General features: G+C 39.8%; 19 protein-coding genes. 14 read left to right on the plus strand and 5 right to left on the minus strand.

What is annotated here, in order from left to right:
• Window positions 1–129: 129 nt before the first annotated feature.
• The 4 genes from BM073_RS13110 (at window position 130) to BM073_RS13125 (ending at window position 3,540) form a co-directional block, all read left to right on the plus strand.
• The gene (locus tag BM073_RS13110) at window positions 130–1,626 is read left to right on the plus strand and encodes a glycoside hydrolase family 3 protein (RefSeq protein WP_091654782.1); all 1,497 of its coding nucleotides are present in this window, start codon (window positions 130–132) and stop codon (window positions 1,624–1,626) included.
• A 262-nt stretch (window positions 1,627–1,888) separates the two neighbouring features.
• Window positions 1,889–2,287 (plus strand): MerC domain-containing protein, encoded by a 399-nt coding sequence (locus BM073_RS13115; RefSeq protein ID WP_091654783.1) that lies wholly within the window; start codon window positions 1,889–1,891, stop codon window positions 2,285–2,287.
• Window positions 2,288–2,331: 44 nt separating this feature from the next.
• Window positions 2,332–2,589, plus strand: coding sequence for a winged helix-turn-helix transcriptional regulator (locus tag BM073_RS13120; RefSeq protein ID WP_091654784.1), 258 nt, complete (start codon window positions 2,332–2,334; stop codon window positions 2,587–2,589).
• 120 nt (window positions 2,590–2,709) lie between these two features.
• Window positions 2,710–3,540: a hypothetical protein gene (locus BM073_RS13125; RefSeq protein ID WP_091654785.1), complete on the plus strand. Its 831-nt coding sequence runs from the start codon at window positions 2,710–2,712 to the stop codon at window positions 3,538–3,540.
• A 40-nt stretch (window positions 3,541–3,580) separates the two neighbouring features.
• Here the strand turns inward: BM073_RS13125 and BM073_RS13130 are convergent, their stop codons facing one another.
• The 3 genes from BM073_RS13130 to BM073_RS13140 all read right to left on the minus strand — a co-directional run bounded on the left by BM073_RS13130 (window position 3,581) and on the right by BM073_RS13140 (window position 6,994).
• A complete protein-coding gene (locus BM073_RS13130; RefSeq protein WP_091654786.1) occupies window positions 3,581–4,717 on the minus strand; it encodes an aldose epimerase family protein in 1,137 nt (378 codons plus the stop codon).
• Between the two features lie 353 nt (window positions 4,718–5,070).
• Window positions 5,071–6,444 carry an amidohydrolase family protein gene (locus tag BM073_RS13135; RefSeq protein ID WP_091654984.1) on the minus strand — a complete coding sequence of 458 codons (1,374 nt, stop codon included), beginning with the start codon at window positions 6,442–6,444 and terminating at the stop codon, window positions 5,071–5,073.
• Window positions 6,445–6,514: 70 nt separating this feature from the next.
• Complete coding sequence (locus tag BM073_RS13140; RefSeq protein WP_091654787.1) at window positions 6,515–6,994, minus strand: gluconokinase; 480 nt, start codon at window positions 6,992–6,994, stop codon at window positions 6,515–6,517.
• Between the two features lie 55 nt (window positions 6,995–7,049).
• Between BM073_RS13140 and BM073_RS13145 the strand changes: the two genes are divergently transcribed.
• The 3 genes from BM073_RS13145 (at window position 7,050) to BM073_RS13155 (ending at window position 12,026) form a co-directional block, all read left to right on the plus strand.
• Window positions 7,050–8,504 (plus strand): DUF294 nucleotidyltransferase-like domain-containing protein, encoded by a 1,455-nt coding sequence (locus BM073_RS13145; RefSeq protein ID WP_091654788.1) that lies wholly within the window; start codon window positions 7,050–7,052, stop codon window positions 8,502–8,504.
• 246 nt (window positions 8,505–8,750) lie between these two features.
• A complete protein-coding gene (locus tag BM073_RS13150) occupies window positions 8,751–11,078 on the plus strand; it encodes a PIG-L family deacetylase (RefSeq protein ID WP_091654789.1) in 2,328 nt (775 codons plus the stop codon).
• Between the two features lie 87 nt (window positions 11,079–11,165).
• Window positions 11,166–12,026 carry an ROK family protein gene (locus BM073_RS13155; RefSeq protein WP_091654790.1) on the plus strand — a complete coding sequence of 287 codons (861 nt, stop codon included), beginning with the start codon at window positions 11,166–11,168 and terminating at the stop codon, window positions 12,024–12,026.
• A gap of 57 nt (window positions 12,027–12,083) precedes the next feature.
• On the opposite strand, the gene BM073_RS13160 is transcribed toward BM073_RS13155, so the two are convergent.
• Window positions 12,084–13,211, minus strand: coding sequence for an endo-1,4-beta-xylanase (locus BM073_RS13160; protein ID WP_091654791.1), 1,128 nt, complete (start codon window positions 13,209–13,211; stop codon window positions 12,084–12,086).
• 92 nt (window positions 13,212–13,303) lie between these two features.
• Between BM073_RS13160 and BM073_RS13165 the strand changes: the two genes are divergently transcribed.
• The 5 genes from BM073_RS13165 (at window position 13,304) to BM073_RS13185 (ending at window position 16,631) form a co-directional block, all read left to right on the plus strand.
• Window positions 13,304–14,257 (plus strand): carbon-nitrogen hydrolase family protein, encoded by a 954-nt coding sequence (locus BM073_RS13165; RefSeq protein WP_091654792.1) that lies wholly within the window; start codon window positions 13,304–13,306, stop codon window positions 14,255–14,257.
• A 191-nt stretch (window positions 14,258–14,448) separates the two neighbouring features.
• Window positions 14,449–14,802, plus strand: coding sequence for a tyrosine-type recombinase/integrase (locus tag BM073_RS13170; RefSeq protein ID WP_245756423.1), 354 nt, complete (start codon window positions 14,449–14,451; stop codon window positions 14,800–14,802).
• 78 nt (window positions 14,803–14,880) lie between these two features.
• Window positions 14,881–15,243 carry a hypothetical protein gene (locus BM073_RS13175; RefSeq protein WP_091654794.1) on the plus strand — a complete coding sequence of 121 codons (363 nt, stop codon included), beginning with the start codon at window positions 14,881–14,883 and terminating at the stop codon, window positions 15,241–15,243.
• Window positions 15,244–15,350: 107 nt separating this feature from the next.
• Entirely contained in the window at window positions 15,351–16,019 is a 669-nt protein-coding gene (locus tag BM073_RS13180) for a hypothetical protein (protein ID WP_139217497.1), read from the plus strand.
• Window positions 16,020–16,178: 159 nt separating this feature from the next.
• Complete coding sequence (locus tag BM073_RS13185) at window positions 16,179–16,631, plus strand: DUF5946 family protein (protein WP_091654796.1); 453 nt, start codon at window positions 16,179–16,181, stop codon at window positions 16,629–16,631.
• Window positions 16,632–16,751: 120 nt separating this feature from the next.
• On the opposite strand, the gene BM073_RS13190 is transcribed toward BM073_RS13185, so the two are convergent.
• Window positions 16,752–17,114 carry a MerR family transcriptional regulator gene (locus BM073_RS13190; RefSeq protein WP_091654797.1) on the minus strand — a complete coding sequence of 121 codons (363 nt, stop codon included), beginning with the start codon at window positions 17,112–17,114 and terminating at the stop codon, window positions 16,752–16,754.
• A 103-nt stretch (window positions 17,115–17,217) separates the two neighbouring features.
• Between BM073_RS13190 and BM073_RS13195 the strand changes: the two genes are divergently transcribed.
• The gene (locus tag BM073_RS13195) at window positions 17,218–17,619 is read left to right on the plus strand and encodes a hypothetical protein (protein WP_091654798.1); all 402 of its coding nucleotides are present in this window, start codon (window positions 17,218–17,220) and stop codon (window positions 17,617–17,619) included.
• Window positions 17,612–18,094, plus strand: a complete 483-nt coding sequence (locus BM073_RS13200; protein WP_091654799.1) for a hypothetical protein — start codon at window positions 17,612–17,614, stop codon at window positions 18,092–18,094. The genes BM073_RS13195 and BM073_RS13200 overlap by 8 nt, the downstream gene beginning before the upstream one ends.
• Window positions 18,095–18,109 lie beyond the last annotated feature (15 nt).

Raw genomic sequence — 18,109 nt, forward strand, 5'->3', positions numbered from 1 at the left:
ACTTTAGCTCTAGACCTTTACAAAATTCACAAACGAGACCTCGACTCCGCTCGGTCTGACACTAAACCCAATTTTCCAATACGCTCTGGCGGACAAGTACTTACAATTTTGAAATATTTCAATTAGTAGATGAACAAAAATCAAAAAATCGCCCAATGCTTCTCTCCTGCAGCTTTTATCCATGATTCGGAGGAGAATTATCAGGCTATAGAAAAATTGATTCAGGAGCAGGAAATTGGTGGGCTGACTTTTTTCCACAGTAGACATTCCGCTGCAGCCAATTTTGAGAAAAGAGCAGAAACCTTGGACGTTTCGGGTACTTTTGAAAAATTAATCACCCTTATCAACCGCTACCAAAAACTTTCCAAAATCCCGCTATTGATCAGTATTGATGGAGAATATGGTTTGGCGATGCGGATAGAAAAGACACCTCAATATCCGTTTGCAATTACCTTGGGAGCTTTGAAAAAGGATGCTGAACAATGGGTGGAAGAAGTAGGCTATCGCATGGGAATGGACATGAAGCGATCCGGAATTCATCTCAATTTGGCTCCTTGCGCCGATGTGAATACCAACCCGAATAACCCAGTGATCGGCTATCGCTCTTTTGGAGATGATGCTGAGAAAGTTGCCAAACTTTCCTTTGCAGCTTATTCAGGAATGAAAAAAGCGGGGATTGGAGCCTGTTTGAAGCATTTTCCAGGACATGGAGATACCGCAGTGGATTCCCATTTGGGCTTGCCGATCTTGCATAAAAGCAAGGAAGAGCTCGAAGCCGAAGAACTTTTACCCTTTCAACATGGAATTGACCGAGGAGTAGAAATGATTATGGTCGGGCATTTGGCAGTTCCGGCTTTGACTGGAGGGAAAGACATTCCAGCCAGCATTAGTCGCGAATTGATTACCGACTTGCTGAAAGGAGAAATGGGCTTTCAGGGATTAGTCATTTCAGATGCTTTGAATATGAAAGCGGTGGCAAATCTATTCCCTGAGCCGGGGGAATTGGAATGGCAGGCTTTCCAAGCGGGAAATGATATCCTTTGCTTTTCGGATCATGTAAGCGAAGGCATCGAAAAAATCACTCAGAAGACCTCTGATGAAGAAGCGGATCTGGTTTTCCAAAAAATAATGGACTTGAAAAAGCGCTTTGGTGTGTTGGACAATAAGCCTATTGAAGTTCCAGCTTTCGATTGGGACCAGCATTCCAGGTTTCAAAAAGATCTGGCGAAAAACTATGTGTCGGTTATTTGGGGAGAGCTTAATCCTTCTGAAATCCAAGCTTTAGCAAAAGCCGGAAAGTTGGGATATAAAGAATTTTTTACTCAGACAGCAAGTCACTTTTCTCAGAATTTAAATCTGGATTTTGAAACAGCTGATAAAGCAGAAAAGGTAATTCTATCTGTTTTTGTTCCAAGCCACAAGCCCTTGAATCAGTTTGGAATGGATCAGTCTGTATTAGGGGAAATCAAGGCATTGGCAAAAAGCAAACCTTGTATTTTGGTTCATTTTGGAAATCCATTGGCGCTAAAGCATCTCGGAGATCTGGAGGATTTTGAAACAGTGATTTGTGCTTATCAGGGATTTGAGGAGGTGCAGGAGGTGGTAAAAACTCTCAAATTATTTTGATTCTCTTGGAAAGCACGTGGCTTGAATAAAATCTTAGCGAGATTACAAACCTCTATGGCTTATTCGGAAGGAAGAAAAATTATCCTATTCTATCTAAACTGAATATGACCAAAGAGTAATCAAGTTTCAACTCTAATGATTTTATTAGTACCTTTTCACAAACTGCTTAAAATAAAAATAATACACTTTCTAAAAATTCATTTCATGATAATTAGTTTGCACAAAAGTAAATTTGATATTATTTAAACAAAATAATTAGACCTTGAGAGTCCTCCTTAACTTAGATAAATTTGGAACTTTTGGGCTTTTCCTAACAGCAATACTTTCACCTTGCTGTTTTCCCCTTTTCGCATTTGCAGCTACTGCATTTGGTTTGGGGAGTTTTGAACTTTTTGGTGGGTTTACCTTTTGGGTTTTTCAGGCTATGGTCTTGGTAACTTTATGGGGACTTTACCTGTCTATGCAAAAACATGGCTGTTGGTATCCACTGATAATAGCTATTCCTAGTGCTTTATTAATTTTTTATGGATATCACCTAAATAGCACTGACTATTGGATCTACTTTATATATCTCGGCATGATGGGTGTACTGATTGCAACTGTTTGGAATAATAGAAGAAATAAAATGCACGGTACTTGTGATAATTGTAACTCAGACTAGATAATTAGGATTTTCATTGTGCGCTGCACCTGACATTGCACTAAATAGGGGCAAATGGAAAGAAAAGATTTGGAGAGTTGAAGGCTTTAATTCCTGATATCACTGATAAAATGTTATCGGTTCAGTTAAAGTCATTGGAAGAGGACGGGATTGTTTCTAGAAAAGTTTTTCCTGAGATCCCTCCAAGGGTAGAGTATGAACTAACGGAACACGGACTCACTTTACTTCCTGTTGTAGAATCTATTGCAAAATGGGGAAGAATGAAGGTAGAAAAAGAAGGGAGAGTTGTACTTGATGAATGAAGTTATTATTACATTTTTCAATACCATATAAAATTCTGTAGTCCGACTTTCTTTATCTTGAATTTTTCCACTAGGATATTGTATTTTTTATAAATATTTTGAAGGTTAAATCTCTTCAATATGAAAATTCATCTATCCTTTTTTATTGCTGCTATTGTTTTTTCAAGTTGCAATTCTGTAAAAATTCCAAAGACTTTAGGGGATACTTCAAACGCTAGCTCTTACGGATATCATCCTATAGATCCCTTGCCAGTTTGGACTGAAAACCTCAAAGAACGTGAAATCGACAATGGAGTACTTTTAGGTTCTATGCCTGATGAGACCATCCGCCTTGCAATAGCGGAAGTGACCTCAGATGGAGCATTAAAGTTTGGCTCCACTTCAGTGGGAGTCGCCAACCATAATTATGTAGTCATTTTAGATTATATCAAATACAGCACTGACTTCTTCCGGGTGGAATTTATAAATGAAGAAAAGGGTGAGTTCAAGGTACTTCCGAGATATGAAAAAAGTGAAATAGAAAACTCTTATGATCCCATCATCCGATCCACCGACGATGGAGATGCAGTAGTTCCTGTTTATGTAGGGGTTGGATTGAGGCTAACTGCCAATATTATGGTTAATAAGACTGGGGTAGATTTGGGAAACTTGTTTTCGATTGGAGCCAATGCATCTTCCAACAATATCGCTGGAACTTTAACTGTACAGACTTTAGGAATCAGCGGGGATAATATTTCATCAATTATACCCATGCCTAGTGAAATTAATCCTACCACTATCCAAAACGCTATTCTAGCCTTAGGTACCATCAAAGCCAAATTATATGATCCCAATACAGTTATAACACCTCGGGCCGTAGGCGTCTACAATTATATAGGAGGCTCCTCCAAAACCATCAACAAATTTGTTTCTTCCATTTTGATAGAGAGACCTAAACTGAGTATTTATTAGAATGAAATAGAACCCTCAAGAAATCGATATTAGCAGAACTTTATTGATTTACCGAAAACCTATACTCAATTCTATGCTCATATTTTTCTCCCGGATTTAGAATAGGGCTGGGGAAATTTTCATGATTGATCGCATCAGGCCAGTTTTGAGATTCTAGGCAAAATCCCCAGTGCTTTTGGTAGGTTTTTCCATCAGCGCCAGCAAAATTTTCAATGAAATTCCCAGTATAAAACTGCACTCCCATATTGTCAGAATACATATCCATCACGCGCCCACTTGCAGGATGCTTGACGCGGACAAAATGCTCCATTTCATCTGATGGCTCTTGTTTCAAAATCATATTGTGATCAAAGCCCCCTCCAATGGCAGCGATCTGATCACCAAGTTTTTTGGGTTCCCGAAAATCAAAGGGCGTACCTGACACATCTTTGATTTCACCTGTAGGAATCAACCCTTCATCCACAGGAGTGTAATAATCCGCCCAAAACTGAAACTCATGATCCAACACATCGCCTTTAATTCCAGAAAGATTGAAGTAGGTATGATTGGTCAAATTAACAATGGTTGGCTGTTCAGTAGAAGCCTCAAAACGGATACGGATCGTATTATCAGGTGTCAGTTCAATCCATTGGGTGGAAGTTAAAGTTCCTGGATATCCTTCTTCTCCATCAGGACTTATATAAGTCATTTTAACTCCCAAAATCGAATCATTGGTATAAGGCTCAGCATCCCATACTTTTTTGTTAAATCCTTCTACACCACCATGCAGATGGTTTTCTCCATTATTGGTTGCCAAGGTATAAGTTTGCCCGTTGAGAGTGAATTTTCCTTTCGCGATTCTGTTCGCTACTCTCCCGGCTGTGGCACCAAAGAAGGGATTAGGCTTAGTAAGGAACTCAGGAATTGAGTCAAAAGTCAATGCGATATTTTCGAGGTTGCCCTCTTGATCAGGAACGAATATTTTTGAAATCAATCCTCCAAAGTTGGAGAGCTCTACACTCATGGTTCCATTATCTAAGGTGTATCGAAACACATCTTTTCCTTGCCATTCGGCTACTTTTTCAGCTTTGATCATCAATTCAAGTTCTTGGGTGATTGTTTCTTTTTGGGGTTGAGAATCGCAAGATGCGAATACCCATCCGAAAAATAGAGAGAAATAGAAGATGGATTTTTTCATATTGTCTGGGTGGTAAATATAGGTTTTTGAATTATTGTTAATTTAAGGTAAGACCTCTTTCAGCCACTTTGGAAAAAGCCTTACTCCAGAAAAGCCTCTTAATGAAAGTCATTTTCATAGGAGTTGCGCTCCCTGCTTAACCTCGTTTTAGCGCTGCCTACGGCCTACTGCCCACTGCCTACTTTTTCAGACTTCTCACTTTATATTTCAGACTTACTCAATCTGCCTACTGTCACTGCCTACTGTCACTGCCTACTGCCTACTTTTTCAGACTTCTCACTTTATCTTTCAAACTTACTCAATCTGCCTACTCCCTACTTTTTCAGACTTCAGATTTCTCACTTCTCACCTTCCTAAGGCTTCCTTTCATGATTCTTCTCTATTCTATCCAATTCTGCCTGTAGCTTTTCTCCACTGATCCATTGCCCTCGGATCATTACTCCCAGAGGTTTTTGCATGGTGTTTAGGTCTTCCAAAGGGTTGTTTTGAACCATCACAAAATCAGCAGCCATTCCCTTTTTGATCATACCCCAGTCATTTTCTTCTCCCATGTATTTTGCGGGTTCAACCGAGCCAGATTTTAAAATCTCATAGTTGGACATTCCCGCCTCTGACATCAGTCTTATTTCATGATGAATGGAAAAGCCCGGAACATTAAATACTTGTGGAGAATCCGAGGCCATAATCATTGGCACTCCTGACTGATGTAATTCCATAAATAATTTTCTCCTAAACTCGAGGTAAGGAGCTACAAACTCTTTATCTAACATCCCCGCTCTTTCCATTTGTTTTTTGGCATTAACCCACTGCTGTATCAGAAAGCCAGGCAAATATTTCATTTCAGGCGCCTGACGGAATTCATCAGCCGGGATATAGCCAAAATATCGATCAAAAAGAGTTAAAGTAGGTGCTATATAGGTTCCCTGATCCAAAGCCATCTGAATCAAGTTTGGCAATTTCTCCATCTGCACTTCTCCAACTAACTTTAGATTGAAAGGCCCGGAGGTGGCAGGATCAATTTCCAGATTATCTGGCAGAAGGCCTTCCATGTAGCCATCCATATGCTCTATGGATTTAAAGCCGCTTCCCAAAGCATTTTTTATCCCCACAGCGAGAGGAACGTGTCCTCCAAAAGGAATTCCTAATTCTTTGGCTGTTTTTGAAATTTCCCACATCTCATCCAGCTCCACTCCGGGGTGAATTTTTAAGTGATCATAACCGGCTTCTTTTTGCTCCCTCACCATCTTTGCGGCCTGCTGAGGACTAGTTACAGAATTGCCATTGAAGGAAGGTCCTGAAATATACACTCTAGGCCCGGGCGTTTCTCCGGAATTTACTCTTGCTCTCAAATCAATATGGGAAGGATGACCAAGCATGCTGCGAATTCTCAATACCCCATTGGCAAGGTAAAGCCACATAGACTCCTCCTGAAGCTGAGTATTTCCGTCATTTTCAACAGGAAGATGGGCATGGAACTCTGCCAATCCCGGAAAAATATAAGCGCCCTGTCCGTCTATCAGATTTTCGCTATACATCCTGGGAGTTTGTGCAGTGAGAGGAATAATCTGGTCTATTTTTCCATCTACAATGTATACTGCCTGATTTTTCAATACCTCTTTCCCATCCATACTTACGATGTGCACATTAGTCACCAAAGCTTTCTGGGAAAAGGCAAAAAAGGACAATAAACAAAAGGAAATCAGCAGCGATACTTTTATTGAATTCATAGCCATGGACATTAGGTTATCTTGAATTTCGTGTTTTATAAAGTGGAATGCAATCCGATCCTGTAAAAGGTTATTTGTCCAAATAACTCAAAGCTTCCTGCAACAACTCTTTGGGAGTTTGATCAATGGACAGTTTTAATCCATAGGCTGGCTCTTCCCAAGTGGCAAACTGAGAATCCAGCATTTCCGCCTTCATGTAATGGTTTTTCCTCGCCAGCATTCTAGCCCAGATCAAATCCCTATCTCCTTTCAGATGAATCCACTTCACAGAGGAATCCACTCCCAAAATTTTCCGATAGCTTTCTTTCAAGGCAGAACAAGCCAAAACGCAACCACCACCGGCCTTGGACTCCGTAAGTTTGCTAGCCAAGGCTTCCAACCAAGGCTTTCTATCATTGTCATTGAGAGGAATGCCCTGACTCATTTTTGCAATATTTTCAGCTGGATGAAAATCATCCGCATCATAAAATGGTAAACTCAAATGGGCAGCAAGTGCAGAACCTAAGGTTGTTTTACCGGTACCTGACACACCGGTGACAATGATTAACATATAAGCTTTGTGATTTTTTATTCTTCAGTCCTAAAGATTAGCTAATTTGGGGAAGATGAAAAGCGGGACAACTTTTATTTCGGATCAATTTTACGCCAAACATGTCAGTGACCTACATTTCCGTCACTTACGCATGGCCAAAGCCTCCACATCTATTCAGGACAGTGCTGCCCAAATGGCAAAAGAGCAGGTATCCTGCCTATTTGTAGGGGAATCGCCTCAGCAGATTCAAGGCTATGTCACCGACATTACCCTCAGGGATCAGGCTTTGGCAAAAGGCTTGGCTTTCGACACACCCATCAGTGAAATCATGGAACATACCATGGTTTCCATCCATCCTGAAGCCACTCTCGTCGAGGCGCTTTTATTAATGTTCCGTACCAAATCCCGCTATTTGTTGGTCAAGGAAAATGAGCAATACATAGGCTGGATTAGCAGAACCAAAATTCTTACCGAGCAAAGCCAGGGGCCCTTTATGTTTATTCAATCTGTAAAAGAAGCCAGACAGATCACTGAACTGAAGGATAAATGGCAGCGTATGCCAGAAATTATTCATCTCCTGCTCTCAAGAGGGATGAAAGCAGGAATAGTCAATCAAATCATCACCACTGTCGCAGACACTATTACGCAACGAGTCATCGAGCGGGTCATCAAAGAAATTGGAAGCCCTCCTGCCAAATTTGTCTTTTTCGTACTGGGAAGTGAAGGAAGAGGTGAGTTGACTCTGAAAACGGATCAGGATAATGCCATTATCTATGAGGATAAAGCGAATGAACAACGAGAAGCGGTTCGGGCCTATTTCTTGGATTTTGCCACCCGGGTTTCAACAGCTTTAGATCAGATTGGTATCGCCTTTTGTGATGGTGAACTTATGGCCATGAACCCCAAGTGGACTCATTCCCTTTCTCATTGGAAAAGAAATTATGAGAGTTGGATCTCTGACGCCTCTCAGGAAACAGCCATGAACTATTCAACCTTTTTTGATTGCAGAGCCATTTTTGGAGAGGAAAGTTTATTAGTGGAATTGAAGGACTATATGGGAGAGCTGCTAGAAAAGGCTCCCGAGCGTTTTTTTATCAATTTGGGCTACAATGCACTTCAGTACGAACCGCCACTTACTTTCTTTAGAAATATAAAAACCGAAAAAATAGACGGTGAAAAACAACTGAACCTAAAACAAACTATGCGTCCCATTGTGGATTTGGCGAGGGTTTTTGCACTCAAACATAAAATCCATGAAACCAATACAGTTAGAAGGATAGACTTGCTAAGGCAAAAAGGAGTATTCACCATGCCTGAAACTCAGGAATTAATCCATGCTTTTAATTACCTAATGTCTCTCCGCTTGGAAAATCAGGCAGGTTTGATTCTTGAGAAAAAGGAAAAACCAAAGAACTTTCTGACCCTTGACTCTTTAACTAAGGTTCAATCAGTTACTCTCATAGAGATATTTAAAGTTATCAAGGATTTCCAAGCCAGAATCAAGTTTTCATTTACCCGAAGTCTATAAATTTCAGCTCCTTCCGATACTTTTATAAATTTTTTATTAAAGTTGTTTTTTATTAGTGAAAGTTTTTTAAATTTGTTCAGACAAATAATTTAAAGCTCTGCAAAAGGTAAACAATAGTAAATTTTACTTTTAATTGATTTTCCAATTATTTTTTGGAATACAACCGATTGCTTATTTTAATTTATTTGGAATAGAAGAAGTAAAAACCGATAATAAATCTTATAAACCCTTAACTGTCTAACCAGCATGCTCAGTAAGTACCCACTATCCGAAGTAGAGAAAAGCTTCTTGCAGGAATCAGGAGTTGAAAAAATTTCCACGCTGATTCCCTACTTGACGGTTGACAATTTCCCCAAATTAGGTTTGCTTACCGCCTGCCGGTTTTTGGAATGGGCGGCAGCCAACCCACAGGGAGTCATCAGCTTACCTACTGGAAAGACGCCCGAATTTTTTATCAAATGGACTCAGTATTTATTAGAAAACTGGGACAGCAAAAAAGGCAAAGACATTCGGGAAAAGTATGGCTTGGGAGCAACCAAAAAGCCTGTCTTAAAGGACTTGACTTTTGTACAGATAGATGAATTTTACCCTATCTCATCTTCCCAGCACAATTCCTTCTACGACTATGTAAATAAGTTTTACATTCAGGGATTTGGCCTTTCTAAGGAAAAAGCCATTCTCATCAACTCAGATGAAATCCCTTTAGCCAATGGTCTGAGCTATAAAGAAGTATTCCCTGACCTGAAAGTAGACTTGAGCCTGAGATTTCGAGATCCTCAAAACGAACTTGAAAAAATTCAGCAGGAATCCATCTACAAAATCGACCAATGGTGCGGACAATATGAGCAAAGGATCAGAGACTTAGGAGGAATCGGGTTTTTCCTTGGCGGAATCGGACCGGATGGACACATCGCTTTCAACACCCGAGGTTCTCATATTTACTCAGTTACCCGATTGACTGAGACCAATTTTGAAACGCAAGCTGTAGCAGCCGGAGACTTGGGTGGCATTGAAGTATCCGCCAACAGATTGGTGATCACTATCGGCTTGGATACTATCGTCTACAATCCAGAAGCGGTGGCGATAATTATCGCAGCAGGAGAAGCTAAAGCAGGAATAGTACGGGACTCTCTAGAAACCCCGATGAATAACGTATTCCCTGCTACTGTCCTTCAAAAGTTGAAAAATGGCCGTTTTTACCTGACCAAAGGAGCGGCAGTCAAATTAACAGACTCTCTTGACAGCTATTATCAAAAGGGAGAATGGACTTTTGAAAAAACAGAAAGAGCAGTGATTGAGCTTTGCAAAAAGCTGAATAAATATGGACACAGGCTAAAATTGAGTGATCTGAAAGCGGATAAATACTGCAAATTGATCCCTGATCTTTCTGAGGAAACAGTCAGCCTGGTAATGAAAAGTATAGAGGATAAGCTGGCAAAAGGTTTGGAGCAGGAAAAAGACCAAAGACTGCTACATACAGGACCACACCATGATGATATTTCACTGGGTATTCTTCCTCACATTACCAATCAATTGCATGAACCCAGCAATGAAGCTCATTTCTCTGTGCTGACTTCGGGCTTCACAGCTGTGACCAACACATTTGTCATTGATACACTTCAACACACCAAAAAACTATTGGATGACAACAAAATCCAAATGGTGAATTATGAAGACTTTTTCGAGGTGGGATATAGTTTGAAAACAGACAAAGATGTTTACCACTTCCTGACAAATGTAGCTTCCGAAAATGCTGAGGCTAGGAAAAGAGGACTTTGTCACCGTGTTGTTAGAGCTTTGGTGATCATTTACGAAGTAAAAAACAAGACTCAGCTCCGGGAAACTATCAATGATGTCATCAGTATTTTGAGAAAGAGTTATGATGGAGAAAAAAATCCATCCAAAATCCAAAAGCTGAAAGGCATGATTCGGGAATTTGAAGAAGAATTGGTTTGGGCTCACTTTGGTGTACAGGTTAAGAACGTTCATCACCTCAGACTGGGCTTTTATACAGGAGATATTTTCACCGAACAGCCTGATAAAACGCGCGACGTAGAACCGATCGTGGAATTATTCCGAAAAGTTAACCCTACGAAGATTAGTTTAACGCTAGATCCAGAAGGCTCAGGTCCAGACACCCACTACAAAGTATTGCAGGCTACGGCGGCGGCAGTCAAAAAATGGGGTGAGGAAAAAGACCTCAGCGATTTGAGAATCATAGGCTACAGGAATGTGTGGTTTAAGTTTGAACCCCACGAAGCCAATGTCATCGTTCCGGTTTCTTTGGGAGATATGTCCGTGATGGAGGACTCCTTCACCAATTGCTATCTTTCACAGGTAAATGCTTCTTTCCCTAGCTATTCCCATAATGGAAAATTCAGCACAGTAGCCAAGCGTACCTGGGTTGGACAATTGAATGACATTCAGCTACTGTTGGGAAAAAATTACTTCTACCTGCACGAGCGAGCGAAAGTTCGAGCCAGTCATGGTCTGATTTTCTTCAGAGACATGAACGTAGAAGAATTCCTGGCTACTGCGAGAGAACTAGAAAAATCTATTGAAGGAATGCTGTAAAAAGCATTTCTTCGCACCCGAGTAAATCAAGCAAGACAATTTGCTGTCAACCTATTAACCTATTTAGTCACTATTTTAACTCAAGGAATGCAAAAGGCCATATTGGGATTGGATATTGGAGGCACCACCATCAAAGGCGGGGTGCTGATTAACGGGCATTTGGAAGATATCCGTACCATTCCCACACCGGCCAAGGAAAGTCAGGAATTCATCCTTGAAACCATAGCCATTTTTATAGAATCCTATTTGCATCATGATTTGGAGGGGATAGGCATAGGAATTCCAGGCTTAGTGGATGTAGAAAAAGGCATTGTGCTGGGATTGGCAAATATCCCGGCTTTTCAGCATGTGGAGCTCGGTAAATTTCTCACAGAACGAATTGGCAAGCCCATATTCATCAATAATGACGCAAACTGTTTTGCTTTGGGCGTCCATAAGTTTGGCGTAGGGAAGAAATATAAAAACCTGGTAGGAATCACTTTGGGAACGGGCGTAGGAGGAGGAATTGTAATCAATGGGCATTTGTATTCTGGGGTGAATTCAGCTGCCGGTGAATGGTGCAGCGCTCCTTATTTAGATCATAATTTCGAACACTATTGCAGTGGCAAATTCTTCCATAATTATTATCAGACCAAGCCCAAAGCTATGGCCAAAAAAGCCATGGCAGGAGACCCTGAAGCTATTCAGGCTTTTGAGGAATTTGGGCATCATTTGGGAGAGTTGATCAAGCACATACTGTACGCTTTGGCTCCGGAAGCTATTGTGTTAGGAGGATCCATTCGGAAGACTTTTCCTTTATTTCAAAAATCCCTGTACCGCTCCTTGGAGAGCTTTGGATATCCTACCGTTTTGGAACATCTTAAAATCTTATTGTCCGAATTGGACGAAACAGCCATCCACGGTGCAGTAGCACTGGTGGACGTTGAACCTGAAATTGTGAATTCTTAAGAGATAAAGTTGGTTTAGTAAGTGAAAAAGGGCGGTTTCTGATAGGAATCGCTTTTTTTATTCTGATTTTATGGCCTCTAGAAAGCCTGGCTTAAGCCTCTTATTTCTATCAAAAAGCAAAGGGAAATTGGTTCTCCCTCTTACCGGCCAATTATTCAGCCAGCTGCTGCCATCGTGCAATCCCCAAAAAGTGACGCGACTGATTTTATCTGAATGCTTTCGAAAGAGCTGGAAAAGAGATTGGTAGCGCCTGACCAACTCTGCTTCTTTCTCGTGGGTAATCCAATCTTTAAATGGATTCCAGCGCTCGGATTCAGCAAATGAAATCTCCAGATCAGCTCCGTCAAAATCACTAGGTCTTGGAAGGATATCCACATCCAGTTCTGTTACCATCACATCAAAACCAGCCTCATGAATATCCAGAATTGCCTGCTCTATCATGTCCAAGCTTGGAAAGTCCAATCGATAATGTCCCTGCATCCCTATTCCATCAATTCGCACTCCCTGTTTTCGAAGAGCTTGAGCCATTTCTAATATGGCTTTGCGCTTTTCCGGTTTCCAGACATTGTAATCATTGTAATAAAGTTCTGCATTGGGGTCTACCTGATTTGCCTTTCGGAAAGCCTGAGCGATATAGTCCTCCCCCATCAATAGATACCAGGAGGTTTTCCTCCAAGTTCCATCATCCTCAAAAGCTTCATTCACCACATCCCATGCATGGATATCCCCTTTGTATCTTCCCACTACGGTTTCTATATGATTCTCCAGCCGCTTTTGAAGTAATTCTGCGTCTATCAATTGCCCTTCCTGATCCTGAAATACCCAATCAGGAATCTGCTGATGCCAGACCAGTGTATGCCCAACCAAAAAAGCATCCAGCTCCTTTCCTTTAGTCACAAAAGCATCCCCAAACTCAAAGGAGTACCTATCCTCTTCGGGATGCACTCTACTCCACTTAAGGCCATTCTCAGGCGTAAGAGAATTGAAATGCAAATGCAATAAGGAATCTGCTCCATCTTCCTCATCTGTGACCTGTCTGCCATTGACGGCTACACCAATTCTAAAATCTGAGGAAAATTCATCCTTTAAACTTTCACGCTTAGGCTGCTGACAGGAGAAATTGAGCAGGATCAGAATTACCAAATAGGTTGGAAGTATAAATTTTTGAGAATAGGTTGCTAGCATGTTTTAAATTAGCAAGTCTACTTGAAAATTCACTTTCCGTTCATCCAATTATTCCTACGTCTTTACAACCAAAGCACAATAATTTACTCCATATGTCAGCTAATCACCTTCAAGTCGCTCTAGCCCAAATTGCTCCGATTTGGCTCAACAAGTCACAAACACTGGAGCTGGTCAAATCCTGCATGCATGAAGCCGCTCGTGAAGGAAGCGAATTAATAGTCTTCGGAGAAGGTTTGGTTCCCGGATATCCCTGGTGGCTTTCCATCACCCATGCTTCCGCTTGGGATGATCGCATGCAAAAAGAGATCTTCGCCCATTATGCCAGACATGCAGTTCAAATAGAAAGTGGGGACTTACAGGAGATTCAGGCATTGGCGAAGCAGCTTCAACTCGCTGTCTATTTGGGAATCATTGAAAGACCACAGGATAGAGGTGGGCATAGTTTGTATTGTTCTTTGGTTTTTATTGATGCACATGGACAGATCCAATCTGTCCATCGAAAACTTCAACCCACCTACGATGAGCGACTGGCTTGGGCACCAGGTGATGGAAACGGACTTCAGGTGCATTCACTGAAAGGTTTTACAGTAGGCGGACTCAATTGTTGGGAAAATTGGATGCCTTTAGCGAGAACAGCCTTGTACGGATTGGGTGAAAATCTGCATATCGCAGTTTGGCCGGGCGCAGTCAGAAATACCGAGCTAATCACAAGGATGATAGCTCAGGAGGGGCGATCTTTTGTGATATCCGTTTCCAGTTTGATGCGCAAATCTGATTTCCCCGCAGACAGTCCCCATTTGGAGGAAATTCTTAAAAATTGTCCAGAGGTCTTGGCAAATGGAGGTAGCTGCATTGCAGGACCGGATGGAAAATGGATTCTAGAACCCAGAGCGGATTATGAGGGACTGTTATATGCAAGTTTGGACTTGAATCGGATTTTTGAAGAAAGACAAAACTTTGATCCGACGGGTCATTATTCCCGGCCGGATGTCTTGGAGCTAAGAGTTAATCGGGAAAGGCAGCACTCGGTAAAGGGGATGGAATAGATCAAGGTCGATTATTTCTTATTAAACCAACTTGCAAATTACTTTTGATTTTAGAGCTGGAAGACCGAAGACAGAGGACCGAAGCTTCCTGATTCTGATCCTTTTAGCAGACTATAAGCCGTATTTTTGTTGATACAAATAATAAAGCGGATATCAATAAAAAAAATCTTTCTCCTATCCTTCTTGGCGAATTGAGAAGATATTTTAAGGCATATAGACCCTCATACTGGCTATTTGAAGGACAGGATGGCGGACAGTATTCTACAAAAAGCATCCAAAATGTATTTAGGAAATCTGTAGAAAAAAGTGGGATAAATCCTTGGGCAACGGTGCACACCCTTAGGCACAGTTTCGCCACCCATTTATTACAGCAGGGTACTAATCTACGGATGATTCAAGTGCTGCTGGGGCATAGCAGTTCCAAGACTACAGAAATATATAGTCATATTTTGGCTGTTTCTAATAAAAATGTAGTCAGTCCTCTTGACGGGATATCCGAAATTCTTAATTTAGGTGAGCCGAAGCGAGGGGAGTCATCCACATGACGGATATAGACGCCATTGCCGTAGGAAATATTCGTCAATACAAATGTTGTGGGCAATTTTGCTGGACAGATTTAACATATGAGACTGACAACTTTAATCTTGACAATACTTTGTGCTTCATGTGACACGAGAATCTCAAGCGAGAAAAGGTTTGAGACTAACATTGGTTTTGCGCTTCCGTCTAACAAGAAAGTTTTGAAGGACGAATACCAAGACATGGGCCAGGACTTTGCTATCATTTACGAAGTCGAGCTCTCATTGACCTCCAATCAACGCTTGACTGACAAACTTAGGACTCTAAGCCGTACCGCGGACAAGGATTGTAACTGGTCAACTGGGAACAATGGGTTCTATTACATGTGCGACAAAGATCGGACGACCTACAAGGTTTCCTACGACACTCCAAGTCGGAAATTGACCTATGAAGAATTAGCGGACTAAGCAAAACAGCCCACAACAAAGTGTATGCACAATTTAAATTTGATTAATATTTTAAGGTAAATTTAAACTGCGCATACACAAGCGTTGTGGGGTATAAAAGAAATAACATGAAGCGACTAATATTCATTTTACTGGTACTTTTAGGGTGCACCCGAAATGAATCTCCACACTTTGAAAAAGTTGATCCAAATTATTTCGCAAGATTTAATGCAGAAGAGGGTGACTTTATAGATACCTTAATAAGAAATGAAAAATTTGAATTCTATCATTATAGTGATGCTTATGCTTGGGAAGGTTCTAGCTACTATTTAATGAAAAAATATAACGAAATCTTTATTTTAGAACCATCGAGTGATATAGGTAATGGATTTACGGAACTTAAAGTAATCAATGATAGTACATTAGTATTCTATGAGCAGTTTGGACTTAGGCCTTTTGGGGATTTCTGGATAGTAAAAAAAGATGACAGCCAAAATGGTTCTCATCTCTATATTGATCCGGGATATGTTTCTAATACTGAGAGATATGATCTTAAATATGAAGACGGAAAATTAATTGCTATTGGAAATATTGAAGTTAATTTGGATTCTAGTTTAATAAAAACATATAAAGAAAAATTATATAAGCTTAATAACAATAAACTAAAAGAAATTAACAACTATAAACACCTCCTATATAAATCTACGGATTTAAATGATATGGCAGGACTTGATCCAGGGATATACTACTTTTCTTATCCAGGCCGACATATAACAGATACTCTTATTTTAAAATGAATATAAACCCCACAACACGAGGCTATAATCTATGGTCGGTTTTGAGGTGAAGGATACTTTTATATTCATTATCTTTACGTTAGGCGAATAATGAAGAGTTTTTAAAACAACCACAGTTTATAGCCTAAACGTTAGCGGTCATTTAAAATCACTTACTAAATGGATTTCAATAAAGAAGAAGATTTTAACGAGTTATCATTTTATACCTTGTCTCATAAGGATCCCTCATTCATACATCAACATATTGTAGATGCGTATGGAGCACAAATAGCCGATGAAACAACTAAGGAAATAAGAACGATATTCTCGCTCGTAGGACTCTACTTGTATTTGGAAAAGGGATATACAGGAAGAGAAGTACAAGGATTTCATATATTAATGTCAAAAAATAAAATAAAATGGCCAAAAATAGACTTCCCAAAAAACCGAGGAGAAATAAATGTGTCTGATGTATTGACAGTTAAATCAGGTTTTGAAAGAGATAAAATGATACGAAATTGGTGTTTGTCTATTTGGGGAGAATACAGAGAAAGCAGAAACTTAATTGTTGAAATAGTAGAGAAATACGAAAAAATTAAAAAACGAACCGCTAACAAGGAATATAAAAAATAGGCAGAATATTTACAAACAAAAAGATTTTGGCTCGAATCAAAGTTGGGTCTTAAATGAACGTTTCGCACTTCGAATCGCCTACTTTTCATATACTAACCGTTAGCGGTCAGGTAAAATCAATCAACATTTGCCCTCCTTAACATCTTGAATGCCTTCAATAAGCATTTTCTTAACCCGCTTGAATTGTGTGATTTTAGAGTCAATTTCTATGATTTTAGCTTCCAAAGCTTGAATCTTTTTCTCTTCGGATAATTGATGGTTAAACCAGTCTTCTAATAAATCCTTTATTTCCGACAAAGTGAAGCCAATTTCTTTAGCCTCCTTAATTAATTGAATCTTTTCAATCAGACTTTCATCATATTGTTTGTAATTATTAGTCTTAACTGTTTTATTATTTTCACCTTTAAACAGTCCATAATTTTCATAATACCGTAGCGTATGAACTGATACACCTGTTCGTTTCGATAATTCACTTATTAACATTGTCTGATTTTTTGTTGAAAAAAACTCAAAGCATAGACTATACTCTATGCTTGTAGGTTTCAAACCTAAGACATATATTTAAAATTTACCAAAAAAAAATCGGATGAACAGATTAACAGACTTAAAATTTCTATTTACAGCGGTTGCCATATTAGAGTTTTTCTATTTCGCAGCAGCAATGCTACCACCTTCATTAATTCCATTGGCAACAGGCTGGAACTTATCACCAGATGGGCATTGGATTGCCAAATTAATCGGATTGTCTCTTGGAACAATGGGTTATATTGCTTGGATTTTCAGAAAAAAGCCTCATTTGGGCGTTGCAAAAGGACTTGCGTTTTATCAAATGGCGAGTGCTACTATGGATTGGGTTATGTGGTTAGTAATGAAAGATGAAGGCATTTTCAATAACTCATTGGCTGAAACAACAGTAATTGCCGCGATTGTTTCACACTACTTTTTTGGCATCCTCCTTATCATCGCTATTAATAAATCAAATGGATAGTATCATAGCTTACTTTAATGGTGAAAGAGTTCAATGCACGATTGGTGCTATTGCCTCAATTCTATTAATTGCGTGTTCAATCTTTTTTCTATTTCAGCAAAAGGTCTTTCTTAAAGGTATAGCCTATGCTGTAATCCCTCTTGCTACTTTATTGCTTGTTGTCTGTCTTGGAGTTCTCTTTGGAGTATCAAATCATAATAACAAAGTCACCACATTTTATAATGAGTCTCCTGGGATGATTCAAAGTGAAGAGATTCCAAGAGTTGAACAGGTTATTAAAACCTTTAGTAATCTAATGAAAGTTGAGATAGCTATTGGACTCATTGGCTTAATCTTGGCAATAGTATTTTGGAACAACGAGTTGATTAAAGGAATAGCTATCGGACTAATGCTAATGGGACTTGTTCTTTTAACATTTGATTTTATTGCTGAGTCTCGAGCTGAAAAGTATCTGATTCTCTTGAAATCAATCTAAATTAGTACTAAGAAG

This window comes from Algoriphagus ornithinivorans (assembly GCF_900115305.1).
In the GTDB taxonomy this organism is placed as follows: domain Bacteria; phylum Bacteroidota; class Bacteroidia; order Cytophagales; family Cyclobacteriaceae; genus Algoriphagus; species Algoriphagus ornithinivorans.

What these genes read in the sequence shown, in the direction of transcription:
- BM073_RS13125 (WP_091654785.1), top strand. Translation starts at nt 2,710, where the DNA reads ATGAAAATTCATCTATCCTTTTTTATTGCTGCTATTGTTTTTTCAAGT.
- BM073_RS13130 (WP_091654786.1), bottom strand. Translation starts at nt 4,717, where the DNA reads ATGAAAAAATCCATCTTCTATTTCTCTCTATTTTTCGGATGGGTATTC.
- BM073_RS13185 (WP_091654796.1), top strand. Translation starts at nt 16,179, where the DNA reads ATGGATTTCAATAAAGAAGAAGATTTTAACGAGTTATCATTTTATACC.
- BM073_RS13160 (WP_091654791.1), bottom strand. Translation starts at nt 13,211, where the DNA reads ATGCTAGCAACCTATTCTCAAAAATTTATACTTCCAACCTATTTGGTA.
- BM073_RS13200 (WP_091654799.1), top strand. Translation starts at nt 17,612, where the DNA reads ATGGATAGTATCATAGCTTACTTTAATGGTGAAAGAGTTCAATGCACG.
- BM073_RS13140 (WP_091654787.1), bottom strand. Translation starts at nt 6,994, where the DNA reads ATGTTAATCATTGTCACCGGTGTGTCAGGTACCGGTAAAACAACCTTA.
- BM073_RS13165 (WP_091654792.1), top strand. Translation starts at nt 13,304, where the DNA reads ATGTCAGCTAATCACCTTCAAGTCGCTCTAGCCCAAATTGCTCCGATT.
- BM073_RS13190 (WP_091654797.1), bottom strand. Translation starts at nt 17,114, where the DNA reads ATGTTAATAAGTGAATTATCGAAACGAACAGGTGTATCAGTTCATACG.
- BM073_RS13180 (WP_139217497.1), top strand. Translation starts at nt 15,351, where the DNA reads ATGAAGCGACTAATATTCATTTTACTGGTACTTTTAGGGTGCACCCGA.
- BM073_RS13155 (WP_091654790.1), top strand. Translation starts at nt 11,166, where the DNA reads ATGCAAAAGGCCATATTGGGATTGGATATTGGAGGCACCACCATCAAA.
- BM073_RS13175 (WP_091654794.1), top strand. Translation starts at nt 14,881, where the DNA reads ATGAGACTGACAACTTTAATCTTGACAATACTTTGTGCTTCATGTGAC.
- BM073_RS13145 (WP_091654788.1), top strand. Translation starts at nt 7,050, where the DNA reads ATGAAAAGCGGGACAACTTTTATTTCGGATCAATTTTACGCCAAACAT.
- BM073_RS13110 (WP_091654782.1), top strand. Translation starts at nt 130, where the DNA reads ATGAACAAAAATCAAAAAATCGCCCAATGCTTCTCTCCTGCAGCTTTT.
- BM073_RS13135 (WP_091654984.1), bottom strand. Translation starts at nt 6,444, where the DNA reads ATGAATTCAATAAAAGTATCGCTGCTGATTTCCTTTTGTTTATTGTCC.
- BM073_RS13150 (WP_091654789.1), top strand. Translation starts at nt 8,751, where the DNA reads ATGCTCAGTAAGTACCCACTATCCGAAGTAGAGAAAAGCTTCTTGCAG.
- BM073_RS13195 (WP_091654798.1), top strand. Translation starts at nt 17,218, where the DNA reads ATGAACAGATTAACAGACTTAAAATTTCTATTTACAGCGGTTGCCATA.